This is a genomic window from Paracidovorax citrulli (assembly GCF_900100305.1).
Classification (GTDB): domain Bacteria; phylum Pseudomonadota; class Gammaproteobacteria; order Burkholderiales; family Burkholderiaceae_C; genus Paracidovorax; species Paracidovorax citrulli.
In genome coordinates this window covers 182,050-199,414 of sequence record NZ_FNEY01000001.1, presented here as the reverse complement: position 1 = coordinate 199,414, position 17,365 = coordinate 182,050, and the positions used below count along the sequence as shown (strand labels likewise).

Below are 17,365 nucleotides of genomic sequence, written 5' to 3'. Positions count from 1 at the left end.
GGTCTGATTGAAATGAAGGCCGGGGCGACGGGGTCACGCCAGGGCGGCGTCCGTGTCCATCAGCGGCTTGGCACCGGTGCGCGCGGTACGCATCAGGGTCGCCGTCTCGGGGAACAGCTTGGCGAAGTAGAAGCGCGCCGTCTGCAGCTTGGCCTGGTAGAACGGGTCGGTATTGCCGGCAGCGATCTCCCGCAGGGCCACCTGGGCCATGCGGGCGAACATGTAGCCGAACACCAGGTGACCCGCCACACGCAGGTAGTCCACGGCCGCGGCGCCCACCTCGTCGGGGTTCTGGAAACCCTTGAAGCCGATCTCGGTGGTGAACTTCGTCATCTGGTCGCCCAGGTAGGCGATGGGGTTGATGAACTCGGCCATCTTCTCGTTCACGCCCTCTTCCTCGACCAGCTTGCCCACGAGCTTGCCGAACTTCTTGAGCGTGGCGCCGTTGTTGCCGAGGATCTTGCGGCCCAGCAGGTCCAGCGACTGCACGGTGTTCGTGCCTTCGTAGATCATGTTGATGCGGTTGTCCCGCACGAACTGCTCCATGCCCCATTCCTTGATGAAGCCGTGGCCACCGAAGACCTGCATGCAGGCATTGGTGGAAATATGCCCGTTGTCGGTGATGAAGGCCTTCACGATGGGCGTGAGCAGCGCCACGAGTTCATCACTGTCCTTGCGCACCTTCTCGTCGGGATGGCTGTGCGCCTTGTCCAGCAGCAGCGTGCAGTAGATCTGCAGCGCGCGGGCGCCTTCGGCGTAGGCCTTGGCCGTGAGCAGCATCTTGCGCACGTCGGGGTGCACGATGATCGGATCGGCCTCCTTGTCCTTGGCCTTCGTGCCCGACAGGCTGCGCATCTGGATGCGGTCCTTGGCATAGGCCAGCGCGTTCTGGAAAGCCACTTCGGTCAGGCCCAGCGACTGGTTGCCCACGCCCAGGCGGGCGGCGTTCATCATCACGAACATGGCCTGCAGGCCCTTGTGCGGCTGGCCCACCAGCGTGCCGATGGCGCCGTCGATGGAGATCTGGGCGGTGGCGTTGCCATGGATGCCCATCTTGTGCTCCAGGCCCGTGCAATAGATCGGGTTGCGCTCGCCGATCGAGCCGTCGGCGTTCACCTTGTACTTGGGCACCACGAACAGGCTGATGCCCTTGCTGCCCTTCGGCGCATCCGGCAGGCGGGCGAGCACCAGGTGCACGATGTTCTCGGTGAAATCATGTTCGCCCGCGCTGATGAAGATCTTGTTGCCCGTGATCTTGTACGTACCCTCGGGCGCGCCGGCCACGGGCTCGGCCCTGGTGCGCAGCAGGCCCAGGTCGGTGCCGCAGTGGGGCTCGGTCAGGCACATGGTGCCGGTCCATTCGCCGCTGGTGAGCTTGGGCAGGTAGAGCTTCTTCTGCTCTTCGGTCCCGTGCGCATGCAACGCCTCGTAGGCGCCGTGCGACAGCCCCGGATACATGGTCCAGGCCTGGTTGGCGCTGTTGAGCATTTCATAGAGGCACTGGTTCACGACGAACGGCAGGCCCTGGCCGCCATACTCCGGATCGCACGACAGCGCCGCCCAGCCGCCTTCCACATACTGCGCGTAGGCATCCTTGAAGCCCTTGGGCGTGGTCACTTCGTGCGTGGCCTTGTCCAGCGTGCAGCCCTCCTCGTCGCCGCTCATGTTGAGCGGGAACGCCACGCCCGCGGCGAACTTGCCGGCCTCTTCCAGCACGGCATTCACGGTGTCGGCATCCACCTCCGCATGGCGCGGGATCGCCTTGAACTCCTCCGTGACCCGGAAAACCTCGTGGAGGACGAATTGCATGTCGCGCAGGGGGGGCGTGTAGGTCGGCATGGATGGGCTCCTAGTTCGGTGCGTTGGATGGTGGAATGCGTAGGCGGAAAAGACGAAAAAAACGTTCAACCCGCCGGCCTGGCGGCATAGCGGGCGAGGATGTTGTCGAAGCCGGCCGTGGCCCGGCCCAGGGAGCCGGGCGTCTGCAGGAAGCGCGCCTCGTAGTGCAGCGCAAGGATAAGGCCGTGGATCTCGAACAGCATCTGCTCGGACTCCACGTCGGCGCCCACCTCGCCCAGCTCCTTGCACTGGTCGATCGCCCGCTTCATGGCGGCGTGCCAGGTGAGGACCGAATTCGCGAGCGCGTCGCGCACCGGCCCCGTCCGGTCGTCGAACTCGACGGCCCCGCTGATGTAGATGCAGCCCGAGTCGATCTCGATGGAGGTGCGCTTCATCCAGTTGTCGAACAGGGCGCGCAGGCGGGGCAATCCGCGGGGCGCCGACATGGCGGGATAGAACACCTCGTGCTCGAACCGCACGTGGTATTCGCGGACGACGGATATCTGCAGTTCCTCGCGCGAGCCGAAGTGGGCGAAGACTCCCGACTTGCTCATGCCGGTCACGTCGGCCAGAGCGCCGATGGACAGGCCCTCCAGCCCGATGTGCGTGGCCAGCCCCAGCGCCGCATCGACGATGGCCGCCTTGGTCTGCTGGCCTTTCTGCAGCGCACGGCCCTCCCGCGCGGAGGCGGGACGCTGGGTTTTGGAAGAGACAGTGGGAGGCACGGCAGCAGGAAATAAAACGAACGATCGTGCTATTTTGCAGCAAAAGAATGGTGGCAGCCAGCCTTGGCCCGGGGGCTGGAAGGAATTAGGGGTAAACACCGAGGATTGCGCGCCGCGCGCTTTGGCGTGTATTCACACTCGCTTTGGCGCTTTTTAACTGTGCCTTTGGCGCTACATCCACAGGCGGAACACAATGCGCCATGGACTACGAAGACAACGGCGACCTTGCCTGGGTGCAGGGCGTTGAAGAAGCCGATGCGAAATTGTCGCTGCCGCCAGCTGGACCGGAGCAGCCGTCCAGATTGACAGTGGACATCCAGGCCCAGCAGCTCGGCCCTACCCGGCTCACGTTCGCACAACATCGTTACAAGCGCGGCAAGAGCGTCTACTGGATCTGGGTTCCGGTTCGCGCGGACCGCCTTCCTCTCGGCACGCCTCGCATGGCCGACAGAAACTCGACAGATAAAAAAAATTCTTGACATCCCGCCCCGGAATGGTGGTCGTGACAAGAGACTGGGACTTCCTCTAACCCACCTAGGAGTCCGAGATGGACCAACGCACCTACCAATCCGAAGACCAGATCCGCGAGGCTGTCCGCCAAGCTGTGATCAATGACCCCCGCTCCGAAGGACTGCGGAGCCAGATCCCCTACTTCGCGGTTTCGCACACCCTGCCGCCCGCTGATCCCGGCAGCTGGAAGGTGGATGTCGCCCCCACTGCTTACCCACCTGAACTGACCGGCCCGCTGCACGATGCCGTCGTGAAGGTGCAAGCCAGCATGTTGCTGCACCCCCGGTGGCTGGGCCAGAGCTGTCAGGCCTAGGCCTCTCCCTCCACGTACGCCAGCGACGGGGCGGTGCCTTGAATGGCGCCGCCCTGCACAAAAACCCGTTGGCCCACGGTGGCCTCTCCCCTGGCCTGCATCTGCCCGCCGCCGATGATCTGCACGGTGGCCACGCCGCTGGCGGCGGCCAGCACCTCGCCCACCATGAGCGGCTCCGCAGGGATCAGCGCCAGGAATGCGCGGTAGGGGTTATGCAGCATGGGTCTCGATCTCCAGCGTTTGCCGTAGCGTGGGCCGGCTCCAGTCGATCGCCGTGCGCCGCACGATGCCGACCACCGTCCGGTCACCCACGTACCGCACGAACTGACCAGGGTGGATCACCCCCGTGTCCGGAAGCACCTGCATCCGGAGCGACACATGCTCCTGCCGGCCGGTGTCGGACAGCTCGGCGATCCCACGGGCGCGATGCACGTCCGGGTGCGTGATGAGCGCATGGTTGACCTGTGGCGCCGCCACGTCCCCGGCCGACCCTGCGCGCTTGAACGGTCCGAACACCCCCGCGCTGACGCCGCCGAGGAACACGAGGTTGTAGCCCGGGCGGTCGACGTGCTCGATGCCCACGACCTCGGCCGCGGCGCTCGGGATCTCGAAGTCCGGCACCACGCCGCCCCAGGTCCAGGAGGGGGCTGGATAGCGCGGCAGCACCCGGAAGACCGCGTCAGTAGGGTGCGGCTGGACGTATCCGCCCGCTGCCGCCGCGATGTCATTGATGGCATCGATGGCAGTGCCCTGCAGCGACCAGGCGCCCGCCGGAACCTGCCAGTCCACGATCTGCCAATCCACAGCCCAGCCGATCCCCACGCCGTTGAACGTGAGAGCGTCGGCCGCGAGCTGCTGCGCTGTGCGGGCGGTGGTGTTGAAGAAGGACTGCACGGGCGCATAAGGCGCGCCGAGAGGCATGGCCTTGCCCTTGCCCGATACCGACCAGCGCAACTGCGGCAGAAATCTCCGATCCTCGACCAGGCGCTCGATCCGCAGCCGGAACGGCACGCCGTTGACCTGGACTTCGATCTCTGCAGGGTCGCCCGCGCTGTCACGCCCGAGATGGGCGGCCGCGTCGTGGTGGAGCGACGCCGACCAAGTCCACGTCCACGATTGGTAGTCGAGCGACATGCCGAAGCTGTGCGCCCGCAGCTCGGCGCCGGAATCCACGCGCCGCAGGATGATGTTGTTGATCACGATGTACCTCCGGCGGACCGGGATGACGATGGTGGTGCCGGGCTCTGGGTCGGAGTGCCGGTCGCAGATGAACACCAGCTGCGCGGGTACGGCCGCGTCCGCCGCCTGGTCGAACACCAGGTGCGCCGGCAGACCCGGCACGTAGCAGGGATCGGGCTGGGGTGGCTTGGGTTGCGCCGAGATCCCAGGCCGCGGCACCCATGCTTCCTGGTAGTGAGCGACCCACGCGCTGGACCGGGCCACGGCGATGCCCATGCTGTTGGTCACGACCGCTGATCGCCGGTCCGCGTCCTGCCAAGTCTGAACGACCACCTGCCGCAGGCGCACCGCCTCTTCGAAGCCCTGCACGACGACGGCCGCACGGGACTGCGCCTCTTGCCAGCGCTGCTGCACAGCCCGTCGTAGCGCAATGCCCTCTTGGAAGCCCTGCAGCAGCCCAGGCGCGGCGAGCCGGCGCGCATCCTGCCACCCCTGGCGCACGGAGGAAGACACCGCGCTGGCGGCCTCGTAGCGGGCCAGCGCCACGGCTCGCACGGCCTGGCCGTCCTGCCAGCGCTGCTGGATTGCCGCCCGCACGGGCAGCCCCTCCTGGTAGCGGGCCTCGGCCGACGCCTGGCGCTGCGCTGCGTCATGCCAGCGCTGCATGGTGATGCCGACCACAGGCCGCGCCACGTTGACATCGTATGCGACTGCAGCCGCGAGGCGCAGGCCTGTGATCTGGCCCGTGGCCTGTGCCCGCACCGCCGACCGCAGCAGCACCGGCGCGCGCAGGCCCGTGATCGCGCCAGCCGCCGAAAGCTCAACGCTGCCGGCGCCGCCCTCGTCGTCGTCGTCCCCGAAGACGATTTCCACGGGCGAGCTCGGCGGGTTGACCGCCTGGCCGAAGACGAGATCCAAATCCGCCATGGTCAGGATCAGGTAAGCGCCGAGGGCGCCAGCACGACCAGGCCGCCCGCGAGCAGCAGAGGGCTGTCCTCACCGTCCGGGGTGGTGCCACCGGCCACCCGGAAGTCGCCGCCGTGCACGGCATCGGTCACGCTGCCTTCGGCGACTACGATGCCCGACGCACCGATCCACACACCCCATCGCGGGATGCCGGCGAGCATCACCAGCGCGCCGCCCGCGTCCTCGGCGTGCCACACGAGCGCGCCTCCGACGATGGATGCACAGGGCTTGGACAAGATGATCTCGGCCTGGGCCGTGCCGCCCGCCGCATCAACCACCGAGCCCGGGCGGGGGGTGGTGTGCAGGCGCACGCGGCACCGGCCGCTGCCGGCATCTGCCCGGGCGATCGTGGCTTCGAGCTGCGCTAGTGCCACCTCGGGTCCGACACGCCACGTCGTCATGCCACGGCCTCCAGACGGTTGGCCGCGACGGGACGATAGTTGCCTGCCTGGTCCTCCGCGAGGGTGAGCCACTGCTGCCGGGTGTCGATGCCGTTGAAGGCGAATGCGCCCGTCACAGGGTCGCTCCACGTCTCGCGGGCCACCATCTTGCTGCGTTGATGCATCAGGACCACTCGAGCCCGTGTCGGCGAGTTGGCCGGCTTGCCCTTGATGGTGGTGGTCCCCCAGATGCGGCCCGCTCCACCGTATTGCATATCGCGCGCCAGGCGCTCGATCGCCGCCGGCATCAGAGTGGCGCTTGTGCCGCTCACCGAGCCCAGGGCGTCCATAGGCACTTGCGGCACAGCCTTGGCTGGATAGTTGACGCCCCCGCTGACCCCGGTCGGTGGGGTGAAGTCGCCTGTGTAGCGTCCCGCGCCGACCGTGATGCGGATGAAGTCCATCTGCCCGGCCAACTGAGTGACTCCCCGGAATGCGTCGTAGGCCCCAATGTAGCAAGGCCGGTCGCCAGCAATATCAGTGGCATCGGAAGTCTCGAAGACCTTCACGCCGTCGACGAAATGCCGCAGCGTGCCCGCGACCCGCGCCACCGCCAGGTGGGTCAACGTGTTGGCCGAGAGCGACGTGGAGCCACCGAGCCAAGCTGTCCCGTTCGACCATTGCGGCACCCCGTTGTTGAGGCGAACCACGTTGGCCCACCGCTCTGCGGCGGCGTTACGCATCGAGACCAGCGCTCGATCTCCCATGCCCCCGTCCCAGCGCAGGTACAACTCAACGCAGAACTCTCTCATGCCGAAGGTCCAGCGGCTGCTCGGGGGTTGGGAGATGAAACAATCGGTGGACCCGTTGAGAGAGAGCGCGCCGCTGTCGCCAACACCGCCAGAAGCCACAACCGCGGCGCCGCCGGAAGCAGTCCACGCCCCGCTGCTGTCGGCGCTATCGGTCAGCGTGCCGCCGTCGAACAGCAGCAGCGACACCACCTTGTCGGCCCAGGGATCGCCAATCGATGGCAGAGGTGCGAGCACATGCGCACCGGGCCAGGCGAGGACAAACGTGCCGACGGTTGTCCAGGTGGCGCGATCCGTAGAGGACTGCAGGGTGTACACGCGCACCCATTGCGCCGGCGAATCACCGCTGCCGAACTGCACATTGACGGCATCCACTGCCGTGCCAGCGTCCCATGTCAATGCGAAGCCGGGAGCCGCCACCTGGGCGCGAGTCCATGCCGTGGTGTCGCTCAGCTCGCCATCGGTGAGGCTTGCCAAGCCGCCCGCCACTGGCGCGTGGCTGGCAGATAGGGCAGCAGGGATGACTGCAGACGCGCCCCACAGCACCGCCTGCGTGAGGGCCACGCCTGCAGAGCCGTCCGTCCGCAGGCCGATGACGCGCCAGTACCGTGCCGCCATGGTCACTCCCAAGGCCCGGTGACGTCGACGAACACAGTCCCTGCCAGCGACAGGTCCGCACCGGGCGCGCCGCATCGCAAGGCCAGCAACGTGCGTCCCGTGAAAGCACCTTCGCCCGGAATCGTGTCGCCGGTGAGGAATGCATCGCCGAGCACCTGCGCACAGTGATACACGCCAGCGAGTCGACCGCGAAGGGCGGGGCCCGCAGCTACCTCGACGGGCGCAATGCGCAATCCGAAATCCACGGGCGAGGGATAGGCGTAGCCGTTGGGGTTGTAGGTGGACGTGCCGCTGTAGCCTTGCTCGAGATTGTGCGCAGCCACTTTCTTGCAGCGGATCGACCCGCCAAGTGCAGTCGCCGCCCGCGCAAGATATAGACCATTGTTGGCTTCCCGAGCCGCATGGCCGTAGCCAAGACAGCCGCCAATCGGCGCTCCCGTGTTCACCACCACGTCAGATGCGCTGCCCAGGATCGCGCAGGCATAGGTGTCGCCGCTCCGATAGGAGAGCACATCGCCCCAAGCGAACGCGCAACCGTGGGGCGCACCATCCACTGGCGCAACCCAGATCAAGAACCAGCGGTCGCCTGTAACGCATCGCCAAGCGCGAGGCGCGGTGGACGCCACATTGCTCTTTGCCCAGTACAGCCCGCCCGAAATCTGCGCGTTGGTCGGGAATGGCCCCCACCCGGTGCTGATGTCGCTCATCGCCTCGTAGCCCACCACACGCGCGGTTGTAGTGCCTGTGTCGTCCAGGCGCAGCACGCAACCAGTGGCCTCCGGCACCGCCGGCTTCAGCGCGGTCACGTTGCTCAGCTGGCCCGCGAACAGCTCCTGCCAGCCAGCGGGTGCCATGCGGCTGGTGATGGAGCCTGCAGCGGCGCCGTCAGCAGCATCCGGGGCTGCGAAGGTCACGCGATCGGACGCGATCGTGAGGATGCGCCGTTCCCCGTTGATGCCCGCGCCCGTCGCTCCGGCGAAGAGCGCGACCGACCCCACGCGGAACGGGTGACCGGACGAGTAGATGGCGGTGGCCACGCCGGCAGCCACGGTGACCGATGCAGTGGCGCCCGCGCCGAAGCCGTCCACGAGGCAGGCCTTGAGGACAGCGCGCAGCGCGCCTGCCGTGCCCGAGAGGACGGGCGCGCCGGTCTGGCCGGAATCGAAAACCTTAACGGAAGTACTCATGATGATCCTGTGGGAGGTGATGGCTATCAGGCCGAGGGCGGGCGGTCCACGTTGCCGCGCTGCGTGATCTCGAACTGGTAGTCGGTGGCGGTTGCCACGCCAGGCTGCACGGCCCGAATGAGGGCGAACGGGTAGTACGCGCCGACGGTAGAAACGAAGACGACGTTGCCCGCCGCCCAGCCGTTGCCCCAGCCTGCAGCCTTCAGGGTGAAGTAAGGGGCGCCGCTGATCGGGTTGATGGGCGCGATATCGGTGTTGCGCGAAAAGGTGCCGACGTTGCCCACGTGTTCCCCGATCACCTCGACGTCGGTGCCCCCCGTCAGCACGCGCAGCGCGAAGCGCTCTGTGAGCGCGCCCTGATTGGTCACCAGCACGGGGAAAACAGCATCGTTGTAAGTGGAAGGTGCAGGGCCTTCAATGCCGACCGCGTCCAGCCAGGTCACGCCGTTCCAGCTGGCTTGGTCCCACACCGGCAGCGCGCGCGCCTGCAGGTTGCCGGCCATGAGCGCCGAGGAAACCACGGTCCCGACCGGGAACGCGTGCGACAGTTGCTGCGTCAGCTTGATGGTCCCGTCGATCTGTACGTCCGCGGCCCTGACCATCTGCTCGATGCGGTGCATCACACGCACCGGCTGCACCCACGTCGACGGGTCCACGACCTGCACCGTGCCGGCGTCCAGGTTGGCCGTCCAGCCTGTCTGGATCAGCTTGTTGTCAGCGCCCACCAAGTGGACGCGCGACAGCCGTGTGCGTGCAGCGGAGATGGTCTGCCCGGCCGCATACGTCGCCGCAGGCACCGTGCCCGTGTGGCCGATGACCAGGTAGCGCCCGACCCGGTAGATCGGCACCTGCCCATCCGGCGGCAGCCGGACCGGATCGAGCCCGAGAATGTCCGCGTCGAGCGGCAGGTAGAAATAGGCCACGCTGTTGTAGCGCAGCGTGGTCGGATCAACCGGCCACGGCCGCCAGATCTTGCCGGCCTCGACTGCACCCACGTCCGCCGCGCTGTACCACCACTCGGCCTTCTGCGCATCGGTGAGCGTGGCTGGGTCGACGTAGTCGCCAAACTGCAGTTCCGCGACGCCGGACTCGAAATCCATCCGGCCGCGCATGTGGTCGCCGCTGAACGCGCCGTCCACGCCGGCGGTGGCAGTAAGCGCATTGCCCTGGAGGTCCAGCAGCGTCAGCACGAGGCCACCCGGCTTGATCGGCGCGGACTGCGTACGGAAAAACACACTGGCCGTACTCCATGGCGAGCGCTGCGTCCAGAGGCTTTGGAGAGACACGCTCGCGGGCGACGGACCGACGACGTAGTCGCTCATGCGCGCCAGGCCTGCAGCGTAGTCCACGGTGCCCGAAGCAATGCCCGGGCTGCTGTCGGTGCGACCGCGGTAGAGGACGCCCTCGAAGTCGTCGTACACCTGGCCCATCCAGGAAAACCGAATGCTCCCCGGCACGCCGCGGTCCGTGGTGTACGGAAGCAGATCGATCACGATCTCCGCGCCCGCGAATCTCTCGACGGCGGTTGTGGCCGCTGCCGGTGCGACCTTGTAGCGCACGATCACCGCGCCGACCTGCTGCTCGCCGATGGCCGTGGTGCCGTACTCGCCACCTTTCGACGAGCTGGAGAGCGAGGGCTGCGGGCCGTCAGGATCGTCGAACACCTTGGCGTCCTCATGGTCGCTCTTGTAGCTGACCGTGGAGCGGTCCTGAGATGCCAGCTTGAGCACGATGGTCTTGCCCGAGTAGGACACGGTGCCAAGGCCGGAAACGAAGCCGCCAGCGCCATCGTCGGTGACGCTGTGCGCCGTGATCACGCGGCGGCTGTTGGTGGCGTCCTGTGCGGTCATGCGCGACCAGGTGCTGCTCGTCGTGTTGTTGGAGATGCGGTAGATCGGCACCCGCACCATCGACACCGGGGCCGTCATACTCGACACGGGCGGGGTGCTCACGTTGCCGCCGCCCCCGGAGAACACCGTCCCGTAGTACGCCTGCGAGACATAGCCCATCACCGATTTGGTCGTGCCAATGACCTTGCCGGCATCGGCGGCGGACAGCGACGTGCCGCTCGTGCTGGAGATTTCCTGGGCCGTCTTCCACGCCACCTCAATGCTGCCGGCCAGCGGTTGCTTGGTGAGCACGAGCGTCGCCTGGCCGGCGGCGTCGAGGGTCGGCGCGGCGATCACTTCCTCTTCCTGGCCGCCCGCGTCGTACGTCACCTCAAATTCGCCGCCCGGGTCGACCATGAAGCTCGGGCGCATGAAGATGCTGGACGACGGGTAATCGATCTCGCCCACCGCGTCGCCAGTGATCTTGCCAAGCCCGTTGTCGCTCGCAGTGCGGATCACACCACCCGAAGGCCAGCGGACCGTCCAGGAGCCCGGCGCGGTGCCACGCCGTGCCAGCTGCCACGCGACCTCGGGCGCTCGCACCTGCGCGCCCTGGCTGGAGCGGTCGGTGTACGCGACCCGCTCGGCCCACTGGATGATGATGCTGCTGGCGTTGTCTGGCAGCGCCTGCAGCGTCATGTCCAAGCTGCCCGTGGAATAGATCACGCGGCCAGAGCCCGCCCCCGTGAGGACGCCTGTGCCGTCATCAGCGAGGGCGTACCAGCTGCCGAGCGCCCGGTAGCTCACGATCAACGTGCCGGGGTCGGGCAGCGGTTTGAGCATCGCGACGAACGAAAATCCGCGATTGCTCTGGTTGATGCGGATGCGCCGCGTGTGGGCGGCTACGGGCACCTCCACGCGCCGCGGCGCCTGCGCGAGCACGATCGAGCGTTCGGCGGCCGGCCGCTGGTCGAGGGCCGTGGTCTCGGTCCGCGACGACGGGACGAGCTGGGTGTAGATGCTGGCGACCTTGATGACCGAGTCCCCGATCGCCGCGGCCACCGTCAGCGGCGAGGCGCCGTAGTACTCCGCGGCGTCCGCGACCGTCGTGTCGCGGATCACCGTCTTGTTGGCCGCCCCGGAAAAGTCGCGGCTCGGCGGAGAGCCAGGGAAAGCGAATCGCAGCGCATCGGTCAGGTCGACCTTGGTTACCGAGGCCTCGTAGTCGACGAACGAGCCCGAGCCTGCATAGGTGAAAGTGCGCGTCTCGGTTTCGGTCCGCGTGACGCGAACGAACTGCACGCGCTCCTGCGTCGTCCCCGCCTGGTATGCGAGCACGAGGGTGCGGCCGATGTCCGGCGCGGGCGTGCCCTTGCGGTGCAGGATCTGGATGGACCGCATGCCGGCGACGTGGTCCTCGAGCAGGTAGCCGGCCCACTGCGTGCCCTCGATCAGGTATGCGGCGATTGCCGCAGCGATCTGGCTGCGACGCGCGAACAGCCCGCACTTGGCGAGCGTGATGCTCACCTGCGGGTCGGTCGGGAGTTGCGACAGCACCACGTTGCCGCCCATGTAGACGTCGGTGTTGGGGGTCAGTACACCGACATGCAGCTGCCGGATCGCCACGTTGCCGCCAGCGCGATCGGTCTCGGTGACGTCGGGGACGATGTTGTTCGATCCCCCCCAGGGGATGACGTTGCCGGTAGGACCGCCGCCGCCCTCGGGCACGTCGGCCATTACCCGGCTCGCGAGCAGTTGGATGTCGCCGTCTTGGATTGGCATGGGTCAGATCTCGATGAATTTAAAGGTGGGGAGGAAGAGCTGCTGCGGCGACTCTTCACCGTCCTGCAGCTTGTAGACGGGCTGCGCCACGAAGCCGCCCTGCGCGTGGTCGAACAGCACGCGGCGCGTGACGCCACGCAGAACGAGGTCCAGCTCGATGCCGGGCAGCGCGGCCCAGGCCTGCAGCGAGTCGCACAGCGCGCGCGATATCCAGGCCAGGGTGTCTGTGCCCACAAGGGTGATAGGCCGGCCGGCCTGCTTGACCGCGACATCGACGAGCAGCGCGCCAGTCGTGCTGTACGCCGTGGCCTGGTCCACCGGGCTCCATGCGTACTCGTCGGTCCACAGCAGTCGGTCGCTGATGTGCGCGGTGGTCCCGTTGTAGGTGAGGGTGATAGCCATCAGATCGACGCTCCCTGAGCCTGCGCAAGCTTGCGCAGCAGCTCGACCTCGGTGTTGGCGCTGGCGGAATCCGTGTGGCGCGTGGTCCCGCGCACGACACCCCAGTCGCCGACGCCGTTGATCGTGATGTTGTTGACGTATACGTTGCCGCCGCCTGTGCCCCCACCGCCTGGGCTTGGTGCCGGTGTAGGAGACGGTGCCGGTGACGGCGCGGGCACCTGCGGCCGCCCTGTGGGCTTGTTCTTGTTCTTCTCGAATTCGAGGATGTTCTGGGCCTCCATCTTTCCGGCACCGTACTTGTAGTAGTCGGCCATCTTGCCCAGTGCTTCCGCCAAGGTAGAGGACTGTCCACCCCAACGCTTCTGCGCTTCGCTTGCCGTGTACGGCACGGACCCGTCAGGCTGGACGAACTGGCCGGCCAGGCGCTCCGCCACCAGCTCGTCGAGGCCTGCCTGCTTCAGGTAGTCGATGATGGTGGCCCGTGTCCACACCCATTGCTGCTGGACATTGCCCCTCGCATCGGACGTCATGCCGTCCTTGTTGCGGAACTGGTAGCCCCCCGAGCCAATCTCTTGCACCCCGGGTGCCAGCTCTTCACCCCGGCTGCTTCGCCTTCCAGATTCGTAGAGCCCCTTTTCCCCCTCGCCAGGCCGGCCGTAACGGTCCGCCATCCGTTGCTGGTACTCCTGCAGCGCGCGCGTCGCCCCGTTGATCGACGAACTCACCCCACCCCAATCCTTGACCATGCTTCCTGCAGCGCGATTGCTGGTGGATGCGGCGTCCGCGAGGGAATCGCGCAGCTTCAGCGTGCTCTTGCCAGCGTTGTCGACCACGATGTCGAAGCCGCGGATTGCAGCCTGCCCTTCAACCCACGCAGGCGCGATGCCCCTGTTGGCAGCGATCGCGGTCTCAGCAGCCCGTTTGAAGCCCTCTCCGAGTTCACGCGCGCTGGCCGTGCCGCTGGCGGTCAGCGTGTCGTAGGCTTCCTTCGTGTCCTGGGCGGCCTTCTTCAGCTCGGCCTCGGACGTGACGCCGAGCTGCTTGAGCGCCTCGCGTACGCTGTTGATACCGGGTGTGGCCTGGTCCAGGGCATCCTTCAACGCCAGGGCCTTGTCCCGTGCCTGGTCGAGCAGACCGTCGGTGATCTTGTCGCCCAGCACCTTGCGCATCTGCTCGATGCGGCCCCGCAGGTTGTCGATGGCGGCTTGTCCATCTGCAGTGTTGATCGCGCGTGTCAGGCTGGCAGCGAGCACCCGGCCTGTGTCTACTCCCTGGGCCTGGAGCCGATCCATTCCGGCGATGATGGCTTCCACGTCGTTGATTGCGCTGCGCGACGCGGTGCCGATGCGACCTTGCAACTGCTCATACTCAAGGCCGGTGCGTTTCACTGCCTCGCGAAGCAGGGCGTCCATCAACTGAGCAGCGCGCGAACTCTCTCGCGTCACCACTGCGAACGTCGCTTCAGCCTTTGCTTTCAGTGCCAACAGCTCATCGCCCGCTACTCCGCGCGCCATGGCGTTTTCGTACGCAGTCGCCGCCTTCTCGGCCTCAGCACGGGCCGCCCCGAACGCGGTGCGAGCCTTGATCTCAAAGTCGGCCAGATCCTTACCATCGAGCGCCTGGGCCCACGCAGCCTGCAGCTCGCCCAGCGAGATCTTTCCGTCTGCGGCCAGCTTCTCGAGCACCCCCGAGAGATCCCGGATGCCCTGCACCTTGGCGAGGTCGAAAGACTCTGACGCCTTCTTGAGCGCCTCGGCGGCGCTCTTCCCATCCTTGGTCAGTTGCGCGAATTCATCTACTGCTGTGCGCGCTGCCTTGGACAGGTCGAAGGTCCGATCGACAGCTGCCTGGATGGATGCCGCCAGACGCGCGCGATCAGCAGCGGCTTCCTTCGCGATTTCAGCCTGCAGCTTCTCGGCCCTGGCCAGTTCCTCGGTGCGGTCCTTGTAGCCCGCCAGCTTGGCAGCGCTCTCCCCGATCCACGTCCCGATGTCCTTGAAGTTGGCGACGATGCCCACCAGGGTGAAAGTCCGCAGGGTTGCCAGGATGGCGGCCAAACGGCCCACGCCGGCAGCGGCCGTCGCGCCAGCAGTGCCTGCGGCCACCATCTGCGCATTGCTGGCCGCGACCGCCGTTGCAGCCGCCTGGGCTGCGGTGCCGATGCCCAGGAAGTGCTGCGCCAGGCGCAGAGCGACGAATGCTGCCGTCGCCTGTCCCGCGTCGATCAGCAGGCCCGCGATGGTGCGCAGGTTGCTCGACACCGCGTTGATGGCGGTCGCCGCCGCCGCGCTCGCGCCCGTGGCCTTGTCTGTCTCGCCCACGTACAGCGTCCACTGCGTGGACAGGTCTTGGAGTGCGCGGCCGACCGTGGGCGGAAGCTTCGAGAACTCCGTGGCGACGGTCTGGCTCTGGCCCTGCAGGGCCTTGATGACCGTGTCGCTGGTGAGCAGCCCGGCCTCGGCCATCTTGCGCAGCTCGCCCGTGGTGACGCCCAGGCCGTCCGCCAGCGCGCGCGCCAGGCGCGGGGACTGCTCCATCACGCTGTTGAATTCGTCGCCGCGCAGCGCACCGCCCTGCAAGCCCTGCACCAGCTGCGTGATGGCGGCGCTCGAAGCCTGGGCGCTGGCCCCGCTCAGCTGGATGGCTTGGTTGATCGTCTCCGTGAGCGCCAGGCTCTGCTTCGTGGCCGCGGCGGTATTGAGGCCCGCATCCTTGCCGGCCTGCGTCAGGCGCGTGAAAAGCGTGCCCGTCTCCTCGAGCGCGCTGTGGGTGCGCAGAGCCACCTCGGTGACGCCCTGCCAAGACTTGGCGAAGTTCTCGTTCTCGCCCGTGACGAGCTTGATCCGCCCCTGCAGGTTGTTGACCTGGTCAGCCGTCGCCGCGAGATCCAGCGCCATCGCTTTGAAGCCCTGGATGCCCTGCAGCGCGACATAGAAGCTCTGCAGACGCGCGAGCTGCTGACTAATCGACTCGACCCCCTCACCGATCTGGCGATGCGTGCGGGTCATGGATGCGCCAGCGTTGGCCGCACCGGTAGCCGCCTGTTGATGGGCGGGCGCCAGGTCTTGCACGGCGTCGCGCACCGCCGTCACCTCCTGCCGCAGGCGCTGCTGGGCGTCGCGTGCGTTTTGGCCCGACACGCCGAACTGCTGCAGAGAGGCCTGAGCGCGGGCAACCGCCTCGCCTTCTTGCGTGAAGGCAACGCGGGCGGTGTCCACTGCCGTCTGCAGGCGCTGCTGCGCGGCGGCTTCCTGGGCCGTGGGCGGCCCCATCGCGCTGATCTGCCGGCCGTAGTTGGCCGCCTCGGTCTCCGCGGCTTTGAGCGCGCGGCCCGCATCACGCGCCTTGTCCTGCAGCTCCAGGAACGCCGTGATCGCTTGGTCCTGGTCGGCCAGCTCGCGCAGCCGCGCTGCGGCCCCTTGGGCCGATTTGCTCAGGTCGCCTGTGAGCACCTTGGCGACGTCGTCCAGGTCGTCGGCCAAGCCCGTGATGGACTCCCGGCCTGTCACGCCAATCTTCAGCTCTGTCGAGATTTGCCTGTCCGCCATCTTTTCCTACAATGCGGACATGCCGCGTTTTATCCTCTTCCTGCTCTGCATCGCGTTCCTTGCCGCTGCCGGTGGGCTGGTGACCATCGGAATGGCGCTCGGCCTGGTGGTCTGCTTCGCGCTGGGCGCATGGGTTACGCTGCTGCTGGCGCGCATGTTTTCCAGCTCGCCATGACAGCTACTGTCTCGCGCGACGGGCAAAAAAATAAGGCCGACGTATGTCGGCCTTTGCTTTTGGGGAAGAGGAAACGCGCAGCTTTTAAACCGTGCGCACGCGGTAGTACTTGCTGATTCCCTCCCCGGTCTTGGTATCGTCCTTGAGTACTGCGCCCGTCACGGGCAGGCTTGCGAAGCCCTTGTCCGCCAGCAGCCCGATGGCCGAGGCCACACCCTGGCTGGCACGCCAGATCTCCACGATCTTGGCCTTGCCGTCGTCCGCCTCGTTGAGCCCCTCGAAGATCAGCTCCAGCTCCTTGGCCTTGGTGGTCAGGGCTTCGATGACCGCGTAGCTGCCAAACGTGTAGCCCAGCTTGACCTGGTCGCCGTCAGCCAGTTCAGCGGCCTCGGGCAGGATGTACACGCCGGCCGGGCGCACTTCGTAGTTGCCAGTAGCAGGCACGACCGTGCCCACGGTCGCGTAGGTGTAGGAAACCCAGAAGCCCGTGCCGTCGGTCACGTCCGGTGCATTGGCCGCCACCTGGATGCCACCGGCCACCACGGTGTAGTTGCCCGAAGCCGACAGCAGCGTGGCGGTAGCGCTACTCGTGCCGGCCCGCACGGTCACGTTCGAGGCGGGAGCGGACGTCAGATGATCGAGCGGCACCAGCGTGCCCTTGGTGACGGCCAGGTGCTCCTCGTCGGTCACCGAGGCAGTTCCGGGCGTCGTGCCCTTGGTCACCACCACGTTTTTCGGGTTGATGTGCTCGGTACGCAGCAGGCCTCCACGCATCACGGTGTGGGCCTCGTTGCTGGCCGAGCCGGCTTCCACCCCACGCACCGTGCCCAGCATAGACCGGGCCTGGTTGGTCACGTTGAGGTCCGCGAGCTTCATACTGACTTCGACCTCCTCCACGCGGCGCATTTCCGCGTGCGTTCCGCCGCCCAGGGCCGTCATGTCCGGCTGCTTGATCACGTTTTCCTTGTGCGTCAGCTCCAGCTCGAGAACGTTGCCGAGCGGCATCGGGATCTGCGTGGTCCCGCGCTCGCGAGCGTAGACTTGGCCCACCAGCGCGGTCGGCGAGAAGATGCGTTTGATGATCTGGGAAGAGGTGGTCATGG

The 17,365-nt window shown here is 67.0% G+C and carries 14 protein-coding genes; 3 read left to right on the top strand and 11 right to left on the bottom strand.

Translation table 11 applies throughout. From position 1 onward, the window contains the following. Positions 1–33: 33 nt before the first annotated feature. Together BLR99_RS00950 and BLR99_RS00945 are read right to left on the bottom strand one after the other, a co-directional pair. Entirely contained in the window at positions 34–1,839 is a 1,806-nt protein-coding gene (locus BLR99_RS00950; protein WP_017437889.1) for an acyl-CoA dehydrogenase C-terminal domain-containing protein, read from the bottom strand. Positions 1,840–1,904: 65 nt separating this feature from the next. Next, positions 1,905–2,564: a TetR/AcrR family transcriptional regulator gene (locus BLR99_RS00945; protein ID WP_017437888.1), complete on the bottom strand. Its 660-nt coding sequence runs from the start codon at positions 2,562–2,564 to the stop codon at positions 1,905–1,907. Positions 2,565–2,764: 200 nt separating this feature from the next. Here BLR99_RS00945 and BLR99_RS22370 point away from each other — a divergent pair, with 200 nt between their 5' ends. After that, complete coding sequence (locus BLR99_RS22370; RefSeq protein ID WP_139160122.1) at positions 2,765–3,043, top strand: hypothetical protein; 279 nt, start codon at positions 2,765–2,767, stop codon at positions 3,041–3,043. Between the two features lie 68 nt (positions 3,044–3,111). Continuing rightward, positions 3,112–3,387: a hypothetical protein gene (locus BLR99_RS00940; protein ID WP_074686644.1), complete on the top strand. Its 276-nt coding sequence runs from the start codon at positions 3,112–3,114 to the stop codon at positions 3,385–3,387. On the opposite strand, the gene BLR99_RS00935 is transcribed toward BLR99_RS00940, so the two are convergent. From BLR99_RS00935 to BLR99_RS00900, 8 genes are read right to left on the bottom strand one after another with little or no spacing between them, the layout of a single operon-like run. Then, positions 3,384–3,608 carry a hypothetical protein gene (locus BLR99_RS00935; RefSeq protein ID WP_083369962.1) on the bottom strand — a complete coding sequence of 75 codons (225 nt, stop codon included), beginning with the start codon at positions 3,606–3,608 and terminating at the stop codon, positions 3,384–3,386. The genes BLR99_RS00940 and BLR99_RS00935 overlap by 4 nt on opposite strands. After that, complete coding sequence (locus BLR99_RS00930) at positions 3,598–5,493, bottom strand: hypothetical protein (RefSeq protein ID WP_074686642.1); 1,896 nt, start codon at positions 5,491–5,493, stop codon at positions 3,598–3,600. The genes BLR99_RS00935 and BLR99_RS00930 overlap by 11 nt, the downstream gene beginning before the upstream one ends. Positions 5,494–5,501: 8 nt before the next feature. Then, positions 5,502–5,906: a hypothetical protein gene (locus tag BLR99_RS00925; protein WP_233427200.1), complete on the bottom strand. Its 405-nt coding sequence runs from the start codon at positions 5,904–5,906 to the stop codon at positions 5,502–5,504. Between the two features lie 23 nt (positions 5,907–5,929). Next, positions 5,930–7,339, bottom strand: a complete 1,410-nt coding sequence (locus tag BLR99_RS00920) for a LamG-like jellyroll fold domain-containing protein (protein ID WP_074686638.1) — start codon at positions 7,337–7,339, stop codon at positions 5,930–5,932. Positions 7,340–7,341: 2 nt separating this feature from the next. Further along, a complete protein-coding gene (locus BLR99_RS00915) occupies positions 7,342–8,526 on the bottom strand; it encodes a hypothetical protein (protein WP_074686636.1) in 1,185 nt (394 codons plus the stop codon). A gap of 26 nt (positions 8,527–8,552) precedes the next feature. Then, a complete protein-coding gene (locus BLR99_RS22190; RefSeq protein WP_083369961.1) occupies positions 8,553–12,137 on the bottom strand; it encodes a hypothetical protein in 3,585 nt (1,194 codons plus the stop codon). A gap of 3 nt (positions 12,138–12,140) precedes the next feature. Next, a complete protein-coding gene (locus BLR99_RS00905; protein ID WP_074686634.1) occupies positions 12,141–12,539 on the bottom strand; it encodes a hypothetical protein in 399 nt (132 codons plus the stop codon). Next, positions 12,539–16,021, bottom strand: coding sequence for a tape measure protein (locus BLR99_RS00900; RefSeq protein ID WP_233427199.1), 3,483 nt, complete (start codon positions 16,019–16,021; stop codon positions 12,539–12,541). Before BLR99_RS00900 ends, BLR99_RS00905 begins: the two co-directional genes overlap by 1 nt. Before the next feature lie 7 nt (positions 16,022–16,028). Between BLR99_RS00900 and BLR99_RS22975 the strand changes: the two genes are divergently transcribed. Beyond that, the gene (locus BLR99_RS22975) at positions 16,029–16,262 is read left to right on the top strand and encodes a hypothetical protein (protein ID WP_170838006.1); all 234 of its coding nucleotides are present in this window, start codon (positions 16,029–16,031) and stop codon (positions 16,260–16,262) included. A gap of 84 nt (positions 16,263–16,346) precedes the next feature. Here BLR99_RS22975 and BLR99_RS00895 read toward each other — a convergent pair whose 3' ends face one another. Further along, positions 16,347–17,363, bottom strand: coding sequence for a phage tail tube protein (locus BLR99_RS00895; protein WP_074686630.1), 1,017 nt, complete (start codon positions 17,361–17,363; stop codon positions 16,347–16,349). Positions 17,364–17,365 lie beyond the last annotated feature (2 nt).

Coding starts and splice junctions, on each gene's coding strand:
- BLR99_RS00950 (WP_017437889.1), bottom strand. CDS start 1,839: ATGCCGACCTACACGCCCCCCCTGCGCGACATGCAATTCGTCCTCCAC.
- BLR99_RS22370 (WP_139160122.1), top strand. CDS start 2,765: ATGGACTACGAAGACAACGGCGACCTTGCCTGGGTGCAGGGCGTTGAA.
- BLR99_RS00940 (WP_074686644.1), top strand. CDS start 3,112: ATGGACCAACGCACCTACCAATCCGAAGACCAGATCCGCGAGGCTGTC.
- BLR99_RS00935 (WP_083369962.1), bottom strand. CDS start 3,608: ATGCTGCATAACCCCTACCGCGCATTCCTGGCGCTGATCCCTGCGGAG.
- BLR99_RS00930 (WP_074686642.1), bottom strand. CDS start 5,493: ATGGCGGATTTGGATCTCGTCTTCGGCCAGGCGGTCAACCCGCCGAGC.
- BLR99_RS00920 (WP_074686638.1), bottom strand. CDS start 7,339: ATGGCGGCACGGTACTGGCGCGTCATCGGCCTGCGGACGGACGGCTCT.
- BLR99_RS00915 (WP_074686636.1), bottom strand. CDS start 8,526: ATGAGTACTTCCGTTAAGGTTTTCGATTCCGGCCAGACCGGCGCGCCC.
- BLR99_RS22190 (WP_083369961.1), bottom strand. CDS start 12,137: ATGCCAATCCAAGACGGCGACATCCAACTGCTCGCGAGCCGGGTAATG.
- BLR99_RS00905 (WP_074686634.1), bottom strand. CDS start 12,539: ATGGCTATCACCCTCACCTACAACGGGACCACCGCGCACATCAGCGAC.
- BLR99_RS22975 (WP_170838006.1), top strand. CDS start 16,029: ATGGACTCCCGGCCTGTCACGCCAATCTTCAGCTCTGTCGAGATTTGC.
- BLR99_RS00895 (WP_074686630.1), bottom strand. CDS start 17,363: ATGACCACCTCTTCCCAGATCATCAAACGCATCTTCTCGCCGACCGCG.